Annotated in this window: 24 protein-coding genes; 11 read left to right on the top strand and 13 right to left on the bottom strand. The window is 63.1% G+C overall.

The window, feature by feature from the left end:
• Nucleotides 1–23 precede the first annotated feature (23 nt).
• From EB815_RS24035 to EB815_RS24020, 4 genes are all read left to right on the top strand, one after another.
• Nucleotides 24–362 carry an XdhC family protein gene (locus EB815_RS24035; RefSeq protein WP_056562173.1) on the top strand — a complete coding sequence of 113 codons (339 nt, stop codon included), beginning with the start codon at nt 24–26 and terminating at the stop codon, nt 360–362.
• Between the two features lie 4 nt (nt 363–366).
• Nucleotides 367–1,104, top strand: a complete 738-nt coding sequence (locus tag EB815_RS24030; RefSeq protein ID WP_056562170.1) for an XdhC family protein — start codon at nt 367–369, stop codon at nt 1,102–1,104.
• 66 nt (nt 1,105–1,170) lie between these two features.
• On the top strand, nt 1,171–2,781 hold the full coding sequence (locus EB815_RS24025) for an NTP transferase domain-containing protein (RefSeq protein ID WP_056562165.1): 1,611 nt from the start codon (nt 1,171–1,173) through the stop codon (nt 2,779–2,781).
• 32 nt (nt 2,782–2,813) lie between these two features.
• The gene (locus tag EB815_RS24020; RefSeq protein ID WP_056562162.1) at nt 2,814–3,707 is read left to right on the top strand and encodes an alpha/beta hydrolase family protein; all 894 of its coding nucleotides are present in this window, start codon (nt 2,814–2,816) and stop codon (nt 3,705–3,707) included.
• 26 nt (nt 3,708–3,733) lie between these two features.
• Here EB815_RS24020 and EB815_RS24015 read toward each other — a convergent pair whose 3' ends face one another.
• On the bottom strand, nt 3,734–4,789 hold the full coding sequence (locus tag EB815_RS24015; RefSeq protein WP_056562159.1) for a DUF1176 domain-containing protein: 1,056 nt from the start codon (nt 4,787–4,789) through the stop codon (nt 3,734–3,736).
• Between the two features lie 140 nt (nt 4,790–4,929).
• Here EB815_RS24015 and EB815_RS24010 point away from each other — a divergent pair, with 140 nt between their 5' ends.
• The gene (locus tag EB815_RS24010; protein WP_056562156.1) at nt 4,930–5,436 is read left to right on the top strand and encodes a DUF1993 domain-containing protein; all 507 of its coding nucleotides are present in this window, start codon (nt 4,930–4,932) and stop codon (nt 5,434–5,436) included.
• A 54-nt stretch (nt 5,437–5,490) separates the two neighbouring features.
• Here EB815_RS24010 and EB815_RS24005 read toward each other — a convergent pair whose 3' ends face one another.
• The gene (locus EB815_RS24005) at nt 5,491–5,655 is read right to left on the bottom strand and encodes a hypothetical protein (protein ID WP_081294723.1); all 165 of its coding nucleotides are present in this window, start codon (nt 5,653–5,655) and stop codon (nt 5,491–5,493) included.
• 384 nt (nt 5,656–6,039) lie between these two features.
• Between EB815_RS24005 and EB815_RS24000 the strand changes: the two genes are divergently transcribed.
• From EB815_RS24000 to EB815_RS23990, 3 genes are all read left to right on the top strand, one after another.
• Nucleotides 6,040–6,501, top strand: coding sequence for a hypothetical protein (locus tag EB815_RS24000; protein ID WP_081294796.1), 462 nt, complete (start codon nt 6,040–6,042; stop codon nt 6,499–6,501).
• 111 nt (nt 6,502–6,612) lie between these two features.
• Nucleotides 6,613–7,680 (top strand): aldo/keto reductase, encoded by a 1,068-nt coding sequence (locus EB815_RS23995; RefSeq protein WP_056562153.1) that lies wholly within the window; start codon nt 6,613–6,615, stop codon nt 7,678–7,680.
• 45 nt (nt 7,681–7,725) lie between these two features.
• Nucleotides 7,726–8,994 carry a cysteine desulfurase-like protein gene (locus EB815_RS23990; RefSeq protein ID WP_056562151.1) on the top strand — a complete coding sequence of 423 codons (1,269 nt, stop codon included), beginning with the start codon at nt 7,726–7,728 and terminating at the stop codon, nt 8,992–8,994.
• A gap of 15 nt (nt 8,995–9,009) precedes the next feature.
• Here the strand turns inward: EB815_RS23990 and EB815_RS23985 are convergent, their stop codons facing one another.
• From EB815_RS23985 to EB815_RS23945, 9 genes are all read right to left on the bottom strand, one after another.
• Nucleotides 9,010–10,038 carry a histone deacetylase family protein gene (locus tag EB815_RS23985; protein ID WP_056562149.1) on the bottom strand — a complete coding sequence of 343 codons (1,029 nt, stop codon included), beginning with the start codon at nt 10,036–10,038 and terminating at the stop codon, nt 9,010–9,012.
• Nucleotides 10,035–10,553 carry a GNAT family N-acetyltransferase gene (locus EB815_RS23980; protein ID WP_056562147.1) on the bottom strand — a complete coding sequence of 173 codons (519 nt, stop codon included), beginning with the start codon at nt 10,551–10,553 and terminating at the stop codon, nt 10,035–10,037. Before EB815_RS23980 ends, EB815_RS23985 begins: the two co-directional genes overlap by 4 nt.
• A gap of 9 nt (nt 10,554–10,562) precedes the next feature.
• Nucleotides 10,563–11,492, bottom strand: a complete 930-nt coding sequence (locus tag EB815_RS23975) for a 3-keto-5-aminohexanoate cleavage protein (protein ID WP_056562144.1) — start codon at nt 11,490–11,492, stop codon at nt 10,563–10,565.
• Nucleotides 11,493–11,496: 4 nt separating this feature from the next.
• Nucleotides 11,497–12,882, bottom strand: coding sequence for an aspartate aminotransferase family protein (locus EB815_RS23970; protein WP_056562141.1), 1,386 nt, complete (start codon nt 12,880–12,882; stop codon nt 11,497–11,499).
• Nucleotide 12,883: 1 nt separating this feature from the next.
• Nucleotides 12,884–14,524 carry a N,N-dimethylformamidase beta subunit family domain-containing protein gene (locus tag EB815_RS23965; protein WP_056562138.1) on the bottom strand — a complete coding sequence of 547 codons (1,641 nt, stop codon included), beginning with the start codon at nt 14,522–14,524 and terminating at the stop codon, nt 12,884–12,886.
• Between the two features lie 8 nt (nt 14,525–14,532).
• Nucleotides 14,533–15,297 (bottom strand): amino acid ABC transporter ATP-binding protein, encoded by a 765-nt coding sequence (locus EB815_RS23960; protein ID WP_056562135.1) that lies wholly within the window; start codon nt 15,295–15,297, stop codon nt 14,533–14,535.
• The gene (locus tag EB815_RS23955) at nt 15,294–15,953 is read right to left on the bottom strand and encodes an amino acid ABC transporter permease (RefSeq protein ID WP_056562131.1); all 660 of its coding nucleotides are present in this window, start codon (nt 15,951–15,953) and stop codon (nt 15,294–15,296) included. The genes EB815_RS23960 and EB815_RS23955 overlap by 4 nt, the downstream gene beginning before the upstream one ends.
• 12 nt (nt 15,954–15,965) lie before the next feature.
• Nucleotides 15,966–16,613, bottom strand: coding sequence for an amino acid ABC transporter permease (locus EB815_RS23950; protein ID WP_056562128.1), 648 nt, complete (start codon nt 16,611–16,613; stop codon nt 15,966–15,968).
• A gap of 64 nt (nt 16,614–16,677) precedes the next feature.
• Complete coding sequence (locus EB815_RS23945; RefSeq protein WP_056562125.1) at nt 16,678–17,460, bottom strand: ABC transporter substrate-binding protein; 783 nt, start codon at nt 17,458–17,460, stop codon at nt 16,678–16,680.
• A 136-nt stretch (nt 17,461–17,596) separates the two neighbouring features.
• Between EB815_RS23945 and EB815_RS23940 the strand changes: the two genes are divergently transcribed.
• The gene (locus EB815_RS23940) at nt 17,597–18,556 is read left to right on the top strand and encodes a LysR family transcriptional regulator (protein WP_056562122.1); all 960 of its coding nucleotides are present in this window, start codon (nt 17,597–17,599) and stop codon (nt 18,554–18,556) included.
• A gap of 11 nt (nt 18,557–18,567) precedes the next feature.
• On the opposite strand, the gene EB815_RS23935 is transcribed toward EB815_RS23940, so the two are convergent.
• Nucleotides 18,568–18,984 carry an acyl-CoA thioesterase gene (locus EB815_RS23935; protein WP_056562120.1) on the bottom strand — a complete coding sequence of 139 codons (417 nt, stop codon included), beginning with the start codon at nt 18,982–18,984 and terminating at the stop codon, nt 18,568–18,570.
• Between the two features lie 198 nt (nt 18,985–19,182).
• Between EB815_RS23935 and EB815_RS23930 the strand changes: the two genes are divergently transcribed.
• A complete protein-coding gene (locus EB815_RS23930; protein WP_008875526.1) occupies nt 19,183–19,431 on the top strand; it encodes a ParB N-terminal domain-containing protein in 249 nt (82 codons plus the stop codon).
• Nucleotides 19,432–19,556: 125 nt separating this feature from the next.
• On the top strand, nt 19,557–20,042 hold the full coding sequence (locus EB815_RS23925; protein WP_056565385.1) for an SRPBCC family protein: 486 nt from the start codon (nt 19,557–19,559) through the stop codon (nt 20,040–20,042).
• Between the two features lie 33 nt (nt 20,043–20,075).
• On the opposite strand, the gene EB815_RS23920 is transcribed toward EB815_RS23925, so the two are convergent.
• Complete coding sequence (locus EB815_RS23920; RefSeq protein WP_056562117.1) at nt 20,076–21,104, bottom strand: isopenicillin N synthase family dioxygenase; 1,029 nt, start codon at nt 21,102–21,104, stop codon at nt 20,076–20,078.
• Nucleotides 21,105–21,188: the final 84 nt, after the last annotated feature.

Here is a 21,188-nt window from a genome sequence, read left to right as displayed (position 1 = left end):
AACAGACCCTGAGAGAAGCAACGATGAGTGACAGTCTTTATCTCGATGAAGCCCGCGATCCGCTGATCATCGCGGAAGGTTGGATGAAGGACGGCAAGGATGTCGCTATCGCGACCGTGGTCGATACCTGGGGTTCGGCGCCACGCCCCGTCGGCAGCCACCTTGTCATCGATGCTGACGGCAATTTCCACGGTTCTGTCTCCGGCGGCTGCGTGGAGGGCGCCGTGGTGACCGAAGCGATCGACGTCATCGGCTCCGGCAAGGCCAGGATGCTGGAGTTCGGCGTTGCCGACGAGACCGCCTGGCAGGTCGGCCTGTCCTGCGGTGGCCGTATCAAGGTTTATGTGGAAAGGCTTGGCTAATCCAATGGATCCCTACGCGCTGAAGACGCTCAACGCCGAGCGCCGCGCCCGCCGCGCGGCGATCCTCGTCACCGATCTCGGCGATGGCCGCGACCGCATCGTGCGCGAGGGCGACCACGTCGCGGGCGATCTTGGAGCCGCGATCGCCAGGGCATTTCGATCGGGCAATTCCGGTTCCGTGGAGGCGGAAGGACGAACCTTCTTTCTCAATGCGCATCTGCCCCAACCACGCCTGGTGGTGATCGGTGCCGTCCATATCAGCCAGGCGCTGGCGCCGATGGCCAGGATCGCCGGCTATCCCCTGGAGATCATCGATCCGCGCACGGCCTTCGCCACATCGGACCGCTTTCCCGACATCGCCTTGCATGCCGAGTGGCCGGAGGATGTCCTGAAGCGCCAGCCACTCGACAGTTACACGGCGCTTGCCGCCGTCACTCATGACCCGAAGATCGACGACTTCGCGTTGAAGGCGGCGCTCGACGCCAACTGCTTCTATGTTGGTGCGCTTGGCAGCCGCAAGACGCACGCAAAGCGCGTCGAACGCCTGCTGGCGCTGGGCGCGAGCGCCGACCAGATCGCCCGCATTCATGCGCCGATAGGGCTCGACATCGGTGCCGCCAGCCCCGCCGAGATTGCTGTCGCGGTGCTGGCGCAGACCATCTACGCCTTCCGCTCGCGCGGCCTCGATGCCTCAGCATCGGCCCAAGGATCGGCATCGATTTTGGAGAAGCACGATGCGTAGGTTCAAAGCGGCAGAGCGTCCTTTGGGCGTCCAAGCGGACGCGCGGCGCCCTGCGGGCGCCGTGGCGTGAAATTCGGTCCGGTTGCCATTGAAGAGGCCGAAGGCGCGGTCTTGGCGCACGCCACCACCGCTGGCGAAAAGCGGTTTCGCAAGGCGCACAGATTGAGTGCCGAAGACGTATCCCTGCTCAAGCGGGCAGGTATCTCGCAGGTCGTCGCTGCCGTGCTTTCCTCCGATGATCTCGGGGAGGACGCCGCGGCGCAGAAAATTGCCGAGAGCATGACTTTCAGCGGCATCGATGTCAGGCCGGCCGCTACCGGCCGGGTCAATCTCCACGCCAGGGCATCGGGCATCTTCACGGTCGATGCCGAGATGATCGACGCCATCAACGCCGTCGATCCCGCCATCACCCTTGCGACGCTGGCGCGGCATGCGCCGGTCGAAAAAGGGCAGATGGTCGCAACGGTGAAGATCATCCCATTCGCAGTCAGCTCCGCGCTGGTCGATGCGGTCGCTAAAATCTGCGCCAGCGGCGAGATCTTTGCCGTCAATACCTATCGGCCGGTGCGCGTCGGGGTCATCCAGACGGTCCTGCCGGGCATCAAGCCCAGCGTGCTCGACAAGACGCTGCGCGTCACCGAGGCACGGTTGGCGCGTTCGGGCGGCAGGCTGACGGCGGAGCGCCGCACGCCGCATGAGATCGCGCCGGTGGCGGAGGCCGCGCGCTTGCTGGCGCGCGAGAACGACATGGTGGTGATCTTCGGCGCTTCTGCCATGAGCGATTTCGCCGATGTCGTTCCGGCGGCGATCGAGATGGCCGGTGGAACTGTCATCCGCGCCGGCATGCCTGTCGACCCCGGCAATCTTCTGGTGCTGGGAACCCTTGCCGGCAAGCGCGTCATCGGCGCCCCCGGCTGTGCCCGCAGCCCCAAGGAAAACGGCTTCGACTGGGTGCTTGACCGTCTGGTTGCCGGCCTCGACGTCACCGCGAAGGACATCGCCGGCATGGGGGTCGGCGGACTGTTGATGGAAATCCCGACGCGGCCGCAGCCGCGCGAACCCCTGCCGGCCAAGACCCATCTCAAGGTTGCCGCCGTGCTTCTTGCCGCTGGTCGGTCGAGCCGCATGGGTGGACCGAACAAGCTAATGGCGCTGTTCGATGGCAAGCCGCTGGTGCGCCGCACCGCCGAGCGCGCGCTTGGCTCGAAGGTATCGGGCACGATCGTCGTCACCGGCCATCAGCGCGAACGGGTGCGCGCGGCCTTGTCGGGCCTCGACGTCACCTTCGCCGACAATCCCGATTTCGCCGATGGCCTGTCCACCTCGCTGAAAGCCGGCATTGCCTATCTGCCCGAAGACACAGCCGCCGCGATGATCGTTCTCGGCGACATGCCTGGCGTTGAGTCGGACGATCTCGACCGGTTGATCGATGCCTTCCGTAGAGCCGGAGGCAATTCCGTGGTCCGCGCCTCGCACGCGGGCAAGCGCGGCAATCCGGTGCTTTTGCCGCGCTCGCTGTTCCCGGCCATCGCCCACCTCGAAGGCGACACCGGCGCTCGCCATCTGGTCGAGGCCGAAGGGCTTGATGTCATCGATGTAGAGATTGGGGAGGGCGCGTCTGTCGATGTCGACACCCGCGAAGCGCTCGAAGGCGCCGGCGGCGTGCTGCAGGATTGACAAACCCGAGTTCCATTACGCATGCCTGCGTTATGGCTTTTCGTACCCTCTCTCCATTCCACGGCTTTCTGGTCGCAGCGTTTGTTCTTTGCGCTGTCGGTTACGCCCATGCTCTCGAACTGAAACCGTTCAAGGATGATCTTTTCGCCTATCCGGCGACATTATCCAGCGGCGACGGCGGCGCCTATACGGTCATCGACTATCGCGAGATGCGCGACATCAACCAGCGTGACGAGGTGCCGGAAAAGCGCGTGCACCCGCAGTACACCGACGCCGGCGTACGCAAGGTGCAGCAGGATCTGATGTTGAAGACCGATGCCGGCGATGTCAGGCATGTCGCCGTCGGCAAGACGCAAGGCGCTGCGATCATCGTGCTCTACCTCCACGGGCAGGGCGGCAGCCGCAAGCAGGGGGTCGACGACTTCACCTTCGGCGGCAATTTCAACCGCATCAAGAACCTGATGGCCGGCAATGGCGGTCTTTATCTCTCGCCGGATTTTCCCGATTTCGGCGACAAGGGCGCCGCACAGGTCGCGGCTCTGATCGATCACTATGCCGAACAGTCGCCTGGCGCGAAGATCTTCGTCGCCTGCGGCTCAATGGGTGGTGCACTGTGCTGGAAGCTTGCCGGACGCAAGGACACGGGCGGCCGCATAAATGGCTTGCTGCTGCTCGGATCGCTATGGGACGAGAGCTTTTTTGCCAGCCCCGCCTTCAAACGCCGCGTGCCGGTCTTCTTCGGTCAAGGCAGCCATGACGTGGTCTTTCCCGTGGCGAACCAGGAAGCGTTCTTCCGCTCCATCCTGGCCAAATCGAAGACCTACCCAACCCGCTTCGTCCGTTTCGAGACCGGCACCCACGGCACGCCAATCCGCATGGCCGACTGGCGCGAAACGCTCAATTGGATGCTGTCGAAGGCGCCTTGATCGACTGGCCTGAAGCCGTCCGGTGCTCAAGGTGCGGTGTTGTAGTCGACAACCGTCTGCGGGTTTTCCTCGCCGTCATAGGACGCGTCGACATCATACTGGACCAGCGAGAAATCGCCATTGCGGAACAGATAAGTGCCCGATGAAGAGGCATCACCGACGCCGCGCCATTTGTTGAACGTCGTGATCGTGTGGGCATTCTTGTCATAATCGGAATTGGTCGCCCACCCTGTCGTCAGGAAGCCGACGATGTGCATGGATTCGACCTTGCCTTCGCTGTCATTGTTCACGTAGCGAATGTCCATCTCGGGCTCGGTGAACTGCAACTGCCGGACCCCTGATACATCGTCGCTCATGTAGTAGACGGAGTTTTCATTGTAGGCTGCGGCCGAGCAGGAGAAATGGAAGAGGCGTGTTTCCTTGTCGGGGTCGGCGGGCTGCGCATCCTTGTCCTTGTATTTGATCGAAAAAGTCTCCGGCTCATTGGCCAGAAGCTCCTTGTCGCACTGGTCGCCGTAGGTCGCCAGGAAAGCCTTCTTGGCCTGCTCCAGCGCCGTGTCCTTCTTGGGCGGCTGCGGACCGTCGCCGCAGCTTGGCGGCACAGCTTTCTCGAAATCGGCGGTCGAAGGTTTCAACGCGCCTTTTTCGATGTGGATCGGATCAAAGGGCGGCGCCGCCTGGATCTGGGCATTCACCTGGCGCAGCGTGTAGCAGCCGGCAAAGACCTTCTCGCCGCCGCTCTTGTCCGTGGCACGAATGGCGACAGGGACGTTGTAGAAGATGCTGCCTGCAGCACCTTCGTCCGAAATGGCACCGGTCGCGACTTCCACCTTGTTGGTGCCGTCATAGCCTTTGACGAAGCTGTCGAAATCCTTGGCTGGCTTGGTATCGCCGTAGTAACCCCAGGCGCGGGCGAATTCGTGCCGGCTGATGGCGCTGTAGAGGGAGCGGATCACCGCCTCGGCGCTCGAGCGGTCGTCGACATAGGGCGCTTCGGGCACGGCGTCATCGGCGGCCAACGCCGTTTGGCCGGATATGGCAAGGGAGAGAAGGGAAGTCGCTGCGAGAAGGACGCGTCTCATCGGGAATCTCCGCTCGATAACGGAGATTCTACCACGGTGATTGCGGCGGCGTGGTGACGCGGTGCCCGCGGCGCTTGAAGAATCGTCCGCACAGGCGCTACGTCCCTTCGCCGGCACTCGGACCGGACAGGAGAGTTGACGTGACGATATCGATGTATGAGGCATCCGTGCCCGTGTTTTCAGCCAGGCTGAAAGCACTTTCCAGTGTGCTGGCGGCTGCCGAACAAAACGCGCTTGACCGCAAGATCGACCCGCAGGTGTTTTTGACGGCGCGGCTTGCGCCGGACATGTTCGCGCTGACCCGGCAGGTGCAGATTGCCACCGACCATGCCAAGGGGGCGCCGTCGCGCCTTGCCGGCCGCGAGGTGCCGAAATACGAGGACAATGAGGCAAGCTTTGCCGATCTCGAGGCGCGGATAGCCAAGACGCTAGCGCTTCTGGCAACGTTCTCGGCCGCCGATATCAACGGTTCCGACGACAAGGTGATCGAGTTGAAGCTTGGCGGGCGCGAAACGACATTGGGCGGCATGCAGTATCTGCTGCATGTGGCCATGCCCAACTTCTACTTCCACCTCACCACCGCTTACGACATCCTTCGCCACAATGGCGTGCCGCTGGGCAAGGCGACATTCCTGGGATCGCGTTGAGCGGATGAAAATTGCGAGATGTCCCGGGTCGATCCGGGACATCTCGCAGGCTGCTTAGCGAATGGACATCTCGCGGGCGATGCGCGGAAAATCGGCGGGTTTTATGCCGATGTCGGCGCGGTCGGCATTGCTCATCGAATGAAGCAGCGCGAGCGCCGCGCGATATCTCAGATGTTCCTGTGGACGCGGCCGGGCGAACATTTCCGTGAAGAAACCCATGATTCAGGCTCCTGGTTGGTCCTCCACGGCTGCCAATATAGGTGAATCGTGATGATTGTGCAGTGCAGCATTTGCATGCCTGCTATGTCCGGATGATTTTCATCAAACTTTTTGCAGCCCAGTGAAACTTTGGGGCTGCATGAACCGTAGGCTTCGACGCTGGCTCATGGCCAGTTTTTCCTCGCCACTCCTGGCGAATTCCCGGACTGCATGAAAGTGCAGTCCGGCTTTTTGTTTGAGCGCCTTGTGCGATCCTTCGAATGGCTAAATTCATTAAGATCGGTGGCATGTATTTTTAACGAGCCGGTTCTATGTTCCTTGAACCTGACAGTCGGGCAAGGGGAGGCTGACATCGCTACCAGCGCCAGGCGCGATTTCGCTTCGCTGCTCGACGACCTCTTCGTTGCCTCCGACAAGGGCGACGGCATCGAGGGCGATGAGGCTGGTGCGCGTCCTTCCATTCCATTCGACTATCTCTCGGTTGCCGATGAACTCCATTCCGGCCGCATAAAAGTATCCGCCGCCGAATATCGCGAGGCCGGCGCTGATCTGGCGAGCGAATTCGCCGCCTTGCTCGACCACGCCAAACTGGCCCTGGGCGGCGAGGAACCCAAGCCTGAGGAAAAACTGCCGCCCATCGATCCTGAATCGATCGCGGCCGAACTCGGGCTGGACAAGCCCAAGGGCGTTGCCGATTTCGGCCGCATGCGCCGCAGCTTTGCTTTCAGCAACCATCCCGATCGCGTGGCCCCGCATCTGCGCCAGCGCGCCATGATCCGTATGCAGGTGGCCAACATGCTGATCGACGAGGCCAAGCGCCGCGCCGTGGCCGGCGCTCGCCGCTAGTCAACCAGCGCTGGTTCACGCAAAAGTCGGCCTGGCGAGGCTTGGAGAGCGCCGTCGCTTTCCCTATAGATGCAGCCTCCCGCGCACGCTTTCCCTCCGGAGCAGAATTTCATGCACAAACGCCGTCTCGGTCGGACCGATCTTCTTGTTACCCAGATCTGCCTTGGTTCGATGACCTGGGGCCAGCAGAACACCGAAGCCGAGGGCCACGCCCAGATGGATTTGGCTTTTTCGCGCGGCGTCAATTTCATCGACACCGCCGAGCTCTATCCGATCCCGCCCAAGGCGGAGACGCAGGGGCGGACGGAAAAGATCATCGGCAGCTGGATGAAGGCCAAGGGCAACCGCGACAAGGTGATCCTGGCCTCCAAGGTCGTCGGTCGCACGGCCAATAAATGGTTTCGCGGCGACAGGCCGTCGCAACTGGTGCGCGCCGATATTCTTGACGCCATCGACAAGTCGCTGGCCAAGCTCGGCACCGACTATCTCGATCTCTACCAGATCCACTGGCCGGAACGGGACATCCCCTGGGGCGCCAACCCGACGCGTGTCGGGGCGGTGGCGCGGCGCGCCGATGCCGACGGCGCACCGGCCAACAAAACGCCGATCGCCGAGACGCTTGGCGTTTTCGATGAATTGGTGAAGGTAGGAAAGATCCGCCACATCGGCCTGTCGAACGAAAGTTCCTGGGGCGTCATGCGTTACCTCTCAGAGGCCGACAAGGGGATCGGCCCGCGCGTGGACTCAATCCAGAACGCCTACAATCTCGTCAACCGCACCTTCGAGGTGAACCTCGCCGAGGTCTGCGAGCGCGAAGACGTCTCATTGCTTGCCTATTCGCCGCTGGCGCAAGGCTATCTGACCGGCAAATACGACCATGGCGCCCGCCCGCAGGGCTCACGCTCGCAGCTGTTCAATCGCGGCCAGCGCTACGAGACACCGAATGCCGCCGCGGTGCTGCTCGAATACAATGAGCTGGCGCGCTCCTTTGGCCTTGAGCCGGCCCTGTTCGCCAACGCCTATGTCTCGAGCCGGCCCTTCGTCACGTCGAATATCATTGGCGCGACAACCCTTTCGCAACTCGAAATGGCATTGTCGTCGGTGGATGTTGTCTGGACCGAAGAGATGCAAAAGGCGGTGGATGCGGTTCATCAGCGGGTCGGCAATCCCTGTCCCTGATCGGGAGGGGGCAGGATTATCGAGGAATAACAAAGGGTGGAGACGATGGTGGATTTTCCGATAGAGGCCGTGCGTGGAAAGTTCCCCGCTCTTTCCCTGAGCGACAAGGGACGCCGCCGCATCTATCTCGACAACCCGGCCGGCACGCAGGTACCCCAGGCCGTCGCCGATGCGGTATCGCGCTGCCTGCTCACGACCAATGCCAATCTCGGCGGCTATTTCGAAACGACGGTCGCCGCCCAGGCCGTGGTCGACGAGGCGCATCAGGCGATGGCCGATTTCCTTGGCGCCGCGAGCCCCGAGGAAATCATCATCGGCGCCAACATGACGACGCTGACCTATCATATGTCGCGCACGCTCGGCCGCTCACTGAAGCCCGGCGACGAGATCATCCTCACCCGCATGGATCACGAGGGCAATGTCTCGCCCTGGCTGCAACTGGCCGAGGACCTTGGCCTCGTCGTGCGCTGGCTGCCATTCGATGAACAGAGCTGGCAGGTCGAAGAGGCGGCCCTGGCTGGTCTGCTCTCCGACAAGACACGGCTGGTCGCATTGAACTACGCCAGCAACCTGACCGGCTCGATCAACCGGGTCAGGTCGCTCACTGCCATCGCAAAGCAAGCCGGCGCCCTGGTCTATGTCGACGCCGTGCAGTTCGCGCCGCATGGCCTGATCGACGTGCAGCACCTCGGCTGCGATTTTCTGATCTGCTCGGCCTACAAATTCTTCGGCCCGCATATGGGTATATTGTGGGGCAGGCTGGACGTCATCGAAGGCCTGAAACCCTACAAATGCCGCTGTTCGTCCAACGGCCTGCCGGAGCGATTCGAGCTTGGCACGCCGCAGATCGAGTTGATGGCCGGCCTCACGGCGGCGGTCGATCATTTTGCCGGGCTGGGCGCGGCGGTGGGCGAGACTGGTTCGCGCAGGCAAAAGATCGCCAAGGCGTTCGAAGTTTCCATCGCCTATGAAAACCCGCTGGCACAAAGACTGATCGATGGCCTGTCCGGCATTTCGGGCCTGACGATCCATGGCATCACCGATCCGAAGCGGCTCGGCGATCGTGTGCCGACGGTTTCGTTCACCGTCGACGGCATCGTACCGGAGACGATCGTGCGGCAGATGAATGCCGAGAACATCTTCCTGTGGTCGGGCCACAACTACGCCTGGGAGATCGTCCACCAGCTCGGCATTCCAGCCGAACAGGGCGTCGTGCGCATCGGCATCGCCCACTACAACACGGCGGCTGAGATCGACGAGACGCTGGAGAGCGTCCACCGGGTCATCGCCATGCTCAGGCAGCAGCGTTCCTGACGCAAGCTTGAGCCGTCACCGCGCCTTGCCGTCGAAGCCGGTGAGGAAGGCGGTGAGATTGTCGCCAAGCGCGTCGCAGAGATAACCGCCTTCCTGGACGATGACCGTCGGCAGGCCAAGCTTTGCGATCGCTTCGCCGATGCGTGAGAAGCCGGGCGTCGTCACCGAAAGCCCGCCGAACGGGTCGCCCTCGAAGGCGTCGAGACCAAGCGCCACCACCAGCGCATCCGGTGAAAAGGCGCGGATACGCTGGAAGGCCACCGCCAGCGCTTCCAGAAACGCCGCGTCGGCGGATTTGCGCGGCAGCGGCAGGTTGAAATTGTAGCCGAGGCCCGCGCCTTCGCCGCGCTCGTCGGCATGACCCCAGAAGAACGGGTAGAAGCGCACCGGATCGGCATGCAGCGAGACGGTGAGCACATCGGGCCGCGCATAGAAGATGCCCTGCGTGCCGTTGCCGTGGTGCAGGTCGACATCGAGGATCGCCACGCGTGCTGCCTGCTTGCGCAGCACCTGCGCCGCCACCGCCGAATTGTTGATGAAGCAGAAGCCCCCGGCGACATCGGCAAAGGCATGATGGCCGGGCGGGCGGCACAGCGCATAGGCCGCCGGCGCGCCAGCAATTACCGTTTCAGCGGCTTCGACCGCGCTCCAGGCGCTCCACAATGCGCTTTGCCAGGTCTCGCCCGAGATCGGGCAGGCTGTGTCGGCCATGTGGTAGCCGGCCTGGCCAACCGCCGAGGCCGGATAGGAGCCGTTACGTGCGATCGGGTGGATGTTGGGGATCACTTCGGCGGACGCGCCGTCGATTCGTTGCCAGCGCTCGAAAATATGTTCGAGGAAGTCGAGATATTCGGGCGTATGCACGGCGGCAATCGGACCGAGCCCGTGATTGCGCGGCCGCTCGATCGTGCAGCCGGCAGATCTTGCGCCGGATAACAATCTCTCGACGCGCTCGGGCATTTCCGGGTTTGGCTGCGGCGCGCCGCTGGAAAGAAAGGCCTTGGGGTCGTGCCGCTTCTGCTCCTCGGCATAAAGAGCTTTCATTCCTGTCCCCCATTTTCCGGCGCGTCGGCGAAGGCAAAGAAGGCTTCGCCGGTGATCTTCTGCGTTTGTTCGTAACTCGACCAGGCGATGCCAAGCTTCTCGTAGAAGGCCTTGGCACCTTCATTGTCGGTGTCGACCGACAGCCTGAGATAGACGCCGCCTTCTTTCCGGCATTCCGCGGCCACGCGCCGTAGCAGCCGTTCGCCGATCTTGCGGCCGCGAAAGCGGTGCTCGACATAGAGGTCCTGCACATAGACGCCGGGCCGCCCCATCCAGGTCGAGAAGATCGGGAAATGCAGGCAGAGGCCGGCGAACTCGCCGCCAACTTCGGCAATCAGGGTCGAGAAGGCCGGCTTTTCGCCAAAGCCGTAGCGGCGGAGATCGTCTGATGTGGACGTGATCTCCTGATGCGCGCCGATATGGGTACCGAGTTTGAGAAGCGCGGCGTGGATGGTTTCGGCGTCTTCGATCCGTCCGGGACGGATCAGGACGTCACTGTGGGTTGGATTGGTCACGGCCTTGCCTCAAAACGCCACCCGGTCGCCGCCTTTCAGCGCCAGCATGTCGCGCGCCTCGGCCGGCGTGGCAACCTCCAGCGACAGCCCGTCGAGAATGCCACGGATGCGGCGCACCTGGTCGGCATTGGATTTCGCCAGCTGGCGGCCATCAAAGAGACTGTCCTCCAGCCCGACTCGGACATTGCCGCCCATTGCCGCGGCGATCGAGATCAGCGGCATCTGGTTGCGGCCCGCGGCCAGCACGGAGAACTGGTAGCTGTCGCCGAACAGCTTGTCGGCGATCCGCTTCATATGGATGAGATTGTCCGGGTCGGCGCCGATACCGCCCAGAATACCCAGCACGAACTGGATGAACAGCGGCCCCGACACCAGGCCCCGATCGCGGAAATGCGCCAGCGAATAGAGATGGCCGACATCGTAGCACTCGAATTCGAAGCGCGTGCCGCAGCCCTTGCCCAGCCTCTCGAGCACGCCCTCCATGTCGGCGAATGTGTTCTTGAAGATGGTGTCGCGGGTGGCTTCGAGCAGCTTTGGCTCCCACTCGTGCCGCCACTCCCGTGGCTTGTCGAGCATCGGGAACAGCGCGAAATTCATCGAGCCCATGTTGAGCGAGCACATTTCGGGCTCGGCTCGGAGTGGGGCCTCCAGCCGCTGATCGAGTGTCATCAACGAGGAGCCGCCGGTGGTGATGTTGATCACCGCGTCGGTTGCCTGCTTGATGCGCGGCAGGAACTGCATGAACACGTCCGGATCGGCCGTCGGCCGTCCGTCCTTGGGGTCGCGGGCATGCAGATGCAGGATCGAGGCGCCGGCTCCCGCTGCCGCGATCGCGTCGGCCGCGATCTGGTCCGGCGTTACCGGCAGATAGGGCGACATCGACGGCGTGTGCACCGAGCCGGTGACGGCGCAGGTGATGATGACTTTTCGCGGCGCCATTTCCTTACCCCCGGCCTTCGACCGGCAGGTCGAGCTCGGAAGCCAGAACCTCCAGCGAGTCGCCGATGATGGAGACGATCTCGCCGACCTGCTCGCTGGTGACGATCATCGGCGGCGCAACCATGAAATTGTCGCCGTCGACGCCGCCCTTGACCCTGCGGCCATAGATGATCAGCCCGCGCTCATAGGCGAGGTCGAGCAGACGCTGCGTGGCTTTTTTGCCTTGGTCGATCGGCCGCAATGTCTCCGGATCGGCCACCATCTCGGCTCCAGTCAGCAGGCCCTTGCCGCGCACGTCGGCAATGAACGGAAAGCGTTTCGCCAGCGCCTTCAGCCCGTCCATCAGCACGTCGCCCATGGCAGCGGCATTGGCGATCAGGTCGAGGCGGTCCATTTCGCCCAGCACCGCAAGACCGGCGGCGCAGGCCAACGGATTGCCCGCATAGGTGTGGCCATGCTGGAACCCGCCCGAAGCGAGCAGCGGCTGCACCAGCCGCATCGGAGCCGCCAGCGCGCCGAGCGGCGCATAGCCGGAGCCCAGCCCCTTCGACAGCGCGACGATGTCGGGCTTGCAGTTCCAATGGTCGCCGCCGAGGAATTTACCGGTGCGGCCGGCGCCGCTCATCACTTCGTCATGGATGAGCAGGATGCCGTAGCGGTCGCAGATTTCGCGGATGCGTGCGTAATAGCTGTCGGGCGCCACAAGAGCGGCGGTGGCGGCGCCGCCGATCGGCTCCATGATGAAGGCGACGACACTCTCCGGGCCTTCTGCAAGGATCTTGTCCTCCAGCATGTCGGCGTAGCGGACGCCGCGTTGCTCCATCGAAAGATTGTCGCGGTCTCGCCAGGCTGTTGGAGCGGGCACGGTCGGCATCACCCGCATCATCGGCTCAAAGGTTTCGGCCAGCGCATCGTCGCCGGTGATCGAGAGCGAACCCAGCGTGCCGCCGTGATAGGAGGGAAAACGCGTGATCACCTTCCAGCGGCTGGCCTGGCCGGTTGCGACCGCCCATTGCCTTGCCAGCTTGATGCAGGATTCCGTCGCTTCCGAGCCGCCCGAGACGAAAAAGATGCGGTCCATGCCTTCCGGCAGTTTGCCCGCAAGCTCGCGCGCCAGTTCCTCCGCCGGCTCGTTTTCGAAGTGCAGGCGATAGGCGAACGTGGCACGGTCCATCTGCCGCTTCATGGCGTCCAGGACGTTGCGGTTGGAATGGCCGATATTGGCGACCATCGGCCCGCTCGATCCGTCTATGAAACGGCGGCCGTCCTGCGTCCACATGTAGATGCCCTCGGCCCGGTCGATGAGCGGCCGGCGCAGGCTGGAGAGGTAGAACAGATGCGATTCTCGGCGCGCCTCGGTTGCTTGGGCGGCGGTCTGGGACTTCGACATGTCAGGACTTTCCAAGGTAGCGATCAAGGACATTCTGGGTGACGCGTTCGACCATCGGGTCTTGTCTTAGCAGGCCGGCGACCCATTCGCAGCTTCCGGCATGAAAGACCTCGCCCTTGCCGCGCGGGAAGTTGACGATCATGCCGTTGCCACGTTTGACTTTTTCAAGGTTGGCGTCGCTCCTGTCGCCAAACAGCGTCTCGGCGCTGAAACGGCCATCCTCGTCTGTGAGGAACTGGTCCTCGATCGGGATGTCGGCGCTCTCCTCGACCTGGGACGCCATGCCGACGGCGAGAACCTGCAGTCCATCAGGCGCGCCGCTGGTCGCGGTAGGGTAGGGCAGGCCGCCGCGGATCTCGAAATCGAGCCCGTCGACCTCGTAGCCATAGACATGGCTGTCGGCGCCGAGAAGGTCGCCATAATAGATGCCGGTGCCGGCAAACGCCCAGTGTTCGGGCCGATAGACCGGAAAGCCGCGCACGCCGCGCGGCGCGCAACCGCCCCAGCCGGCATAGAGGCCGCGTGTCGCGTCGAGCCCGAAGGTTGCTGAACCCGGCCGGCCGATTTCCGGCGCTTCCCAGGAATTGGTGGCGCGGGTGACGTCGCCGCCGCGATAGGCCGGGTCTTCGGCGCGGGCGCGGTATTTGTAGCAGACCTGCCGGCGGCCTTCGTCCTCCAGCCGCGTCTGCCACATGAAATTACCGGCAAAGCGCGCCGCATGGCCGCCGCGTTCGACGTAACTGTCGACCGCGTCGCGCATTTCCCAGGTCCAGTACTCGTCATGGCCAACGAAGACGGCGCAGTCATAGCCATCGAGAATATCGGGCGAGAAATGCAGATCGTGCTGGCTGGCGAGGTCAACCTCATAGCCGGCCCGTTCGGCAAAACGGAAGAAGTGGCTGTCGTAGCTTGCCCAGCCTGACGAGGCGTATTTCTTCGAATGGCCAGTGGCAAGCGCCCATTCCATATGGGGGTAGCGCGGCACCGTCTTCGGCGGCACGGCGACCTCCAGCGGCACGCGTGGCGCATCCTTCGGCAGCACGACGAAGCCACGGCACCAGGGTCGCTGCGTCGACACGATGGGCGAGTACTGGTCGCGATCCGGCCCGGTGATGCCCTGATAGTGGTTGGAGCCGCCCCAGGTGTTGTAGGCGAGCCAGGTACCCGTCGCCGCCACTTGCAGCACGCGGCCGGGCTTCTTGCCGGGCAGGGGGGAGACGATGAAAAGGTGGTGGCTGTGGATCGGCTTGCCGTCTCGGCCCTCGGCACTCAGCGTTATCCGATAGGCGCCGGACGGCCAGTCGCCGCCGACACGAAATTCGAAGGACGCTTCCCAGCCACAGCCCTCCGCCGAGCACTGGTCCGGGCTGTCCTGCCAGCGCGCCGCGATTCCCGACTTGTCGAACACCTTTGTCTCGGTGCCGCCGTCGCGGACGATGGTCATGCCGAAGGAGGGAGCCGTGGAGCTGACATGCAGTGTCACCGTTTCGCCGGCACGATAGGAGAAGCGGTCGCTATAGCACCAGATCTCGCCGCGCTCGCCATCCATGCCCGGCCATTCGTAGTAATGGCCGCGCACCGCGTGGCGGCGCTGCTCAGGCGTCAGTCCAAAATCGGGAAATTCCGTGGGCAATCCGGTCATCGTCGTACTCAAGCGGAAAGATATTTCTTGAGGAAGGTGCGGGTGCGTTCCTTCTGGGGAGCGCGAAAGATCTCGCCCGGCGGGCCTTCCTCGACCACCACGCCGCCGTCCATGAACAGCACCCTGTCGGCCACCTCGCCGGCAAAGCGCATCTCGTGCGTTACGATGAGCATGGTCATGTGTTCGGCGGCAAGCTGTTTCATCACCGCGTTGACCTCGTCGACCAACTCCGGGTCGAGGGCCGAGGTTGCCTCGTCGAACAGCATCACCTTGGGCTGCATGGCCAGCGCGCGCGCAATCGCCACGCGCTGCTTCTGGCCGCCCGAAAGCCGCGACGGATAGGCGTCGATCTTTTCGGCCAGCCCGACCTTGGACAGGAGGCCATGCGCCAAGGCGCGGGCTTCGCCTTTTGCCATGCCCTTCAGGATCACTGGCCCCATGGTGATGTTCTCGATCACGGTCAGGTGCGGGAACAGGTTGAAGTGCTGGAACACCATGCCCATGTGCTGGCGCACCTTGTTGATGTGCCGCTCGAAGGCCTGGCCGTGCAGTTTCTGGTTGACCTGCACACCGTCCAGCCACACTTCGCCGCCGTTCAAGGTTTCGAGATGGTTGATGGAGCGCAGCAGCGTGCTCTTGCCTGAACCGCTCGGTCCGATAATCGCGACGATCTGCCCCCGATCCACCGACAGGTCGATACCCCTGAGGACCTCGACCGCGCCGAACGATTTGCGCGCGCCGCGAACCTCGACCATTGGCCGCTGCGTGCTCATCGGGAAACCTCCACATGTCTTTCAAACCGATGCAAGGCCGCCTCGAGCACAAGGTTCAAGATGTAATAGAGCGCGGCGGCCGCGATGTAGAACTCGAACGGGCGGAAGGTTTCGCTGATCGCCAGTTGCGCCGAATGGACAAGCTCGGCGATGCCGATGACCGAGACGATGGAGGACTCCTTCAACAGTGCGATCAAATTGCTTCCGATCGGCGGCGCCGTGTTGCGGATGGCCTGCGGTATCACGACGTAGCGCAGCGTCTGCCACTTGCCGAAGCCGATGCTGCGCGCGCCTTCCGTCTGACCGGGATCGACCGCCACGATGCCGGCACGGATGACATCGGCATTGTAGACGGCGAAGTGCAGGCCAAGCCCGATTATGCCGGCGGCAAGCGCGGGGATGTCGATGCCGATCTGCACAAGGCCGAAATAGATCAGGAAAAGCTGCAGCAGCAGCGGCGTGCCCATGAACAGCCACATGAAGGCACGAACGGGGTAGGCGAGGATCGCCGGCGCATAGAGCACGATGACGGCGAACAGGATGCCGAAGATGAAGCTGAGCGCCCCGGCCGAGACCGTAAGCAGCGCGGTCCACCAGGCGCCCGTCAGCAAAAGGTCCCAGTATGGGGCGATGATGGTGAAATCCAAACCTTGCATCGTGCTCCCCTCTCAGACGATGGCGAAGCGCTTGTCGAGCAAGTCGACGATGCGGGCGACGGCGTAGACCATGACCATGTAGAGCAGGGCCGCGACGCCGAAGATCTCGAACGGCTTGTAGGTCGAGCCGATGAAGCGCTGGGCGGTATAGGTCAGTTCCACGACCGAGATGGTGGAGACCAGTGCGGAACCCTTCAACAGCGCGACCGTGTTGACGCCGAGCGGGCGGATCATCAGCCGGGCGGCCTGCGGCAGCACGACCTTGCGCAAGGTCTGGAAGCGGCTGAAGCCGATCGTGCGGGCAGCTTCCGTCTGACCGCGGTCAACCGCCGTCACCGCGCCGCGGATCGATTCCGCCATATAGGCGCCGATATTGAGACCAAGCCCGATGACCCCGGCCGCGAACGGATCCAGATTGATGCCGATCTGCGGACCGCCGAAATAGAGCACGAAGAGTTGTATCAGGCAGGGCGTGCCGCGAAACAGGCTGACATAGGCCGTACCGATGGCGCGCGGGATCGCCGACCTCGACATCCTGGCGGCCGCGGCCAGTGCTGCCGCCGCCAGCCCGAGAACCAGGGCCAGCGCTGTCAGTTCCAGCGTCACCAAAGCGGCTTCCACGAAGAACGGGAAGACACGGCTCATCAAGGCGAAATCCATGGAATGACTCGGCTGGAGTGGCGATCGGCTCCAGGTGGTTTCACCGCCTGGAGCCGGGCAAGAATCAGCGGATGTCGCTGCCGACCCACTGCTTGGAGATCTTCTCGTAGGTGCCGTCGGCCAACATCCCGTCCAGCGCCTTCTGCATGGCGGCCTTGAGTTCCGGATTGTCCTTGCGGATGGCGATGCCGATGGCGACGCTGCCGCCCTCGATGTTGGGTGTGTCGAGCTTGCGGACCTTTTCGCCGGTTTCCTTGACGGCGACCATGACCGGAATGTTGTCGACGACGATGGCGTCGACGCGGCCGGCCTTCAGTTCGAGCAGCAGTTCCGGCAGGCCCTTATAGGTGCGGATATCCCAGCCGCCCTGTTCGCGCGCCCATTTCTCATGCGTCTCGCCGAGCGTCACGCCAAGCGTCTTGCCCTTGAGGTCGTCGAGGCTCTGCAACTTGGAATCCTGGCTCACGAAAACCGCCCGGCCGGCATGGTAGTAGGGGCCGACGAAATCGACCACTTTCTCTCGCTCGGGCGTGATCGTCATCGAGCCGACGACAGTGTCGTATTTGTTGGCGAGCAGGCCGGCGATGATGCCATCCCAGGCCGTGGTGATGATGGTGCCCTTGACGCCGATGCGTTCAGCGATGGCTTTGCCGATATCGGCGTCGAAGCCGACGACCTCGTTCTGGTCGTTGACGAAGTTGAAGGGCGGATACTGCCCACTCATGGAAATCTTCAATTCGCCCGCCGCCTTGATCTTCTCGAGGTCGTCGGCCTTGGCCGGAACGGCGGTGAAGGCCGATGCAAGCAGCAGCGCGGCAACTGCAATGCCGGAAAATACCCTGTTCATCTAAATTCCTGTCCTCTGGATGGAGCGCGAAGGCTTGTTCTTGGGAGGCGTTGGGGCGCTCTCCTGATGTCAATGATTGCCTTTGCATCAGCATTGCGCAAATAGATAATGGGAATAAGGAGCATAGATATTAGGAATGGCCTTGCCTCGCCCCGAACGTCTGGTCTGGGATCTCGACTGGAACCTTCTGCGTACGTTCGTCGTCATCGCGGAAGTCAAGAGCATTACCCGCGCCGCCGAGCGCCTGAACCTCAAACAACCCAGCGTCAGCAACGCCTTGCGGCGGCTGGAGGATCGGGTTGGCAGGCGGCTGGTCGACCGCGACGCTACTCGCTTCGAGCTCACGGAGGTCGGGCGGCTGATCTATGAGCAGAGCGTCGAGGTGTTCGGCTCGATATCGCAACTGCCACTCTTGATGCGGGGCATCAGCGACGATGTCACCGGCCATGTCATGATCGCCACGGCCAGCCATGTCGTCTCGCCGCTGTTCGATCGGGCGCTGGCGGAGTTTCACCGTAACTATCCGCGTGCCAGCATCACCATCTCGGTCGCGGCAAGCACGGAAGTGGCCAAGCAGGTGCGGGAGCGGCGCGCCTCCTTCGGCATCTGCCTTGTCAGCCAGCGCGATCCGGCGCTGGACTACGCGATGGTCTATCGCGAGTTCTTCGGCTTCTTCTGCGGCCCGCAGCACAGGCTTTACGGAAAGACCGGGCTGAAGCTTGCCGATCTGCGCGGCGAGCCCTCTGTATCCTTCCAGACCGACCACATTTCCGACGCGCTGCGGCCGGTCGCCCTGTTGCGCAGCGAAGCCCGGCTGAACGCCGACGTCGTCGGTGTCTCCTCGAGCCTGGAGGAAGTCAGGCGCATGATCGTCGCCGGGCTCGGCATTGGTCCGCTGCCGCTACACGTGGCGCGACGCGACGTGGCCGACGGCACGCTGTGGCGGCTGCCGCCCTACGACACGCCGCCGGCCATCGACATCTTCCTGCTCACCAATCCCGACAAGGCGATGAATCGTGCCGAGAAGGCGCTACTGTCGGGGCTGCAGGCACTGATCGCCGAGACGCCGCTGGACGAGCGCATCTACAACGGCTGATCGACGCAGGCCTATTCGACGAGGAAGGTCGCCGCGCGGCCGCGCATCGCTTCGTCCAGCGCCACCGAGGCACGCGCGGCAAGGTCGAAGTGTACGCTGGTGGTCCGGCTCGATGCATGGACGATGCCGTCGAGCGATCCCGACATGACCTGTTCGAAGGTGACGGAGGTGCGGCCGATCTTCACCACATGCGAGCGGATGGTGAGAAGCGAGCCGGCTTTTGTCTCGTGCCGGTAGTCGATTTCGGTGCGCACATCGGCCCATCCCCTTGCCGAGGCCTGGGTGCTATCCTGCCCGGCGATGTGGCCAAGAAGCTGGAAGCTGGCATCGTCGAACATCGCCGCGTAGTGGCGCACATTCATGTGTCCCATCACGTCGCACATCCAGGGATGAGCAACGCCGACAAAGGTGACGAGAGATTTACTCATGGGGATTGCTCCGTTACCGTCGTTGAGGATGGCGAGACGCCATATCGAAACGCGCGGCGAGAGGCAAACCGGCCGACCTGGACGATGGCCTTCGGACAGCGAGTGGCCTTGGGGCCGACATTCGTTAGCCGTGCCCTTGGCCCTCCGAACCAAACCGACTATCTCAGGGGTGGCGGCGTTTCCGCCACGGGGACAGGCATGCTCAGAGTGCAAAAGGTCAAGGTCGACGACATCTACGTGCCGACAGCGCGCAAGAAGACATTACACCCCGAGACCGTCCGCCATCTCGCCGAGGACATATTGGAGAACGGCATGAAGACACCGATCCAGGTCCGCCACGATGGCAAGCGCCATATCCTTGTTGAAGGCCTGCACCGGCTGGAAGCGGCCAAGTGGCTCGGCGAGACCGAGATCGACGCCTATCTGGTGCAAGCCAAGCGCCACTGACGCCCACCTGGTTCGCCGTCCTCCTGGCACAATCTCCAGAATCTTTTTTCGCCGGCCATGTCGGGTTGCGGTCTGTCGGCTCGTCCTTGGCGCGCGCAAGTCAGATCAAACCCGAGGAGACCACCTTGACCACCAAGCTCGACATCGCCCCCGCCAATGACCGTGAACTGGTTGTCGCCCGCATCATCGATGCGCCGCGCGAGAATGTCTATCGCTGCTGGACCGACGCCAAGCTTTTGACGCAGTGGTTCGCCCCGAAACCTTGGACGACGCCGCGCGCCGAAATGGATGTCCGCACTGGTGGTTCGAGCCTTGTCGTCATGGCCGGCCCCGACGGCAATGAATTCCCCAACTCCGGCGTGTTCCTGGACGTCATTCCCGGCAAGAAGATCGTCTTCACCGATGCCTATACAAAGGCTTGGGAGCCATCGGAAAAGCCGTTCATGACCGGCGTGCTGACCTTCGAGGATGAAGGCGATGGCAAGACCCGCTACATCGCGCGCGTCCGGCACTGGAGTGTCGCCGACCGCGAACAGCACGAGGCGATGGGTTTTCACGCAGGCTGGGGCCAGTGCACCGACCAGCTCGAAGACCTTGCCAGGACGCTTTGAAATCGGGCCGCCTTGACGACGGCCGCGCCCGGCTCAGGAAACCTTGGCGCGGCGCGGCTGCCTGAGATTCTTGATGCCGCTCATTTCGACGAAATTCGTCGCCGACTCCCAGAGATAGTCGCCGTAAAGAAATGGCTCGAAGGGCTCGGCGCCGCTTAGCGGCAAGGGCGCGATCTCGGCGTCGACGCGCGGTTCATAGAAAAACGGGATCGAAAACCGAGTTGTCTTTGGCGCGATCACCCGATGCCGCGTCGCCCGGACACGCCCGCCGGTCCAGCGTTCCAGCAACTGGCCGAAATTGACCGCCAGCGTGCCGTTGGCCGGCGGCACGTCGATCCACTCGTCGGCGCGGTTTTTTGCCTGCAAGCCTTCGACGCCATCTTGGGCCAACAAGGTGACGAAACCGGAATCGGCATGTTCGCGGCCGATGATCGTGCGTATTTCCCCCTTGTGGACCACCGAGAACTCCGGGCCGCCGGTGTCGATGCCGGCAGTGGCGTCGCGCAAGGGATAGCGGATCAGGCGCAACGTCGAGATGCCGTGCTCGAAATACGGATCGAAGATCGTTTCCGGCAGGCCAAGCCCGCGCGCTATCGACCACATAAGCGCGTTTCCGACCCTCTCCATCGCGCGATAGTAATCCGCCGCGGCCGTGCGCCAGCCGGGCAAGGTGCCTTCGGCCGGCAAGGGTGTCGGCTCGCACAGCGGATCGTCGACAACCGAGACTCGCGCCGCATCGGCAATGTCCGGCCCCATGTCGATGCCTTCCTTGTAGGACACGGCTGCCGGCTGGAGGGGGAACCAGCCGCGATAAAAGTTCTTCCTGGTGCTATCGAAATTCCAGCGCAGCAATTTCTGCTTCTCGATGTCGGGGAGGGCGAAGATGCGTAGCAATTGCGCCCTTCTGTCCGGAGTCAGCCAGGCGTCGCCGGGAAAATCCCGGACCGCCATGAAGCCTATTCCCGAGGCCGCGGCCATGATGCGGCCGTCGGCGCGGTCACGGGCGGGCGAGGGTGGCCCGAACAGATCCGCAATGCCGATGGTTTCGATGTCTCGGGTCATGATGAGCCTCGCATCACGGTTATCGATGGCATCGTATCAAGGTATTTCAATTGACCCTATCGGCTGGACGACTAACCTTGACGC

It is taken from the genome of Mesorhizobium loti (genome assembly GCF_013170705.1).
Taxonomy (GTDB): domain Bacteria; phylum Pseudomonadota; class Alphaproteobacteria; order Rhizobiales; family Rhizobiaceae; genus Mesorhizobium; species Mesorhizobium loti_D.
This window is presented reverse-complemented; position numbering and strand designations above follow the sequence as displayed.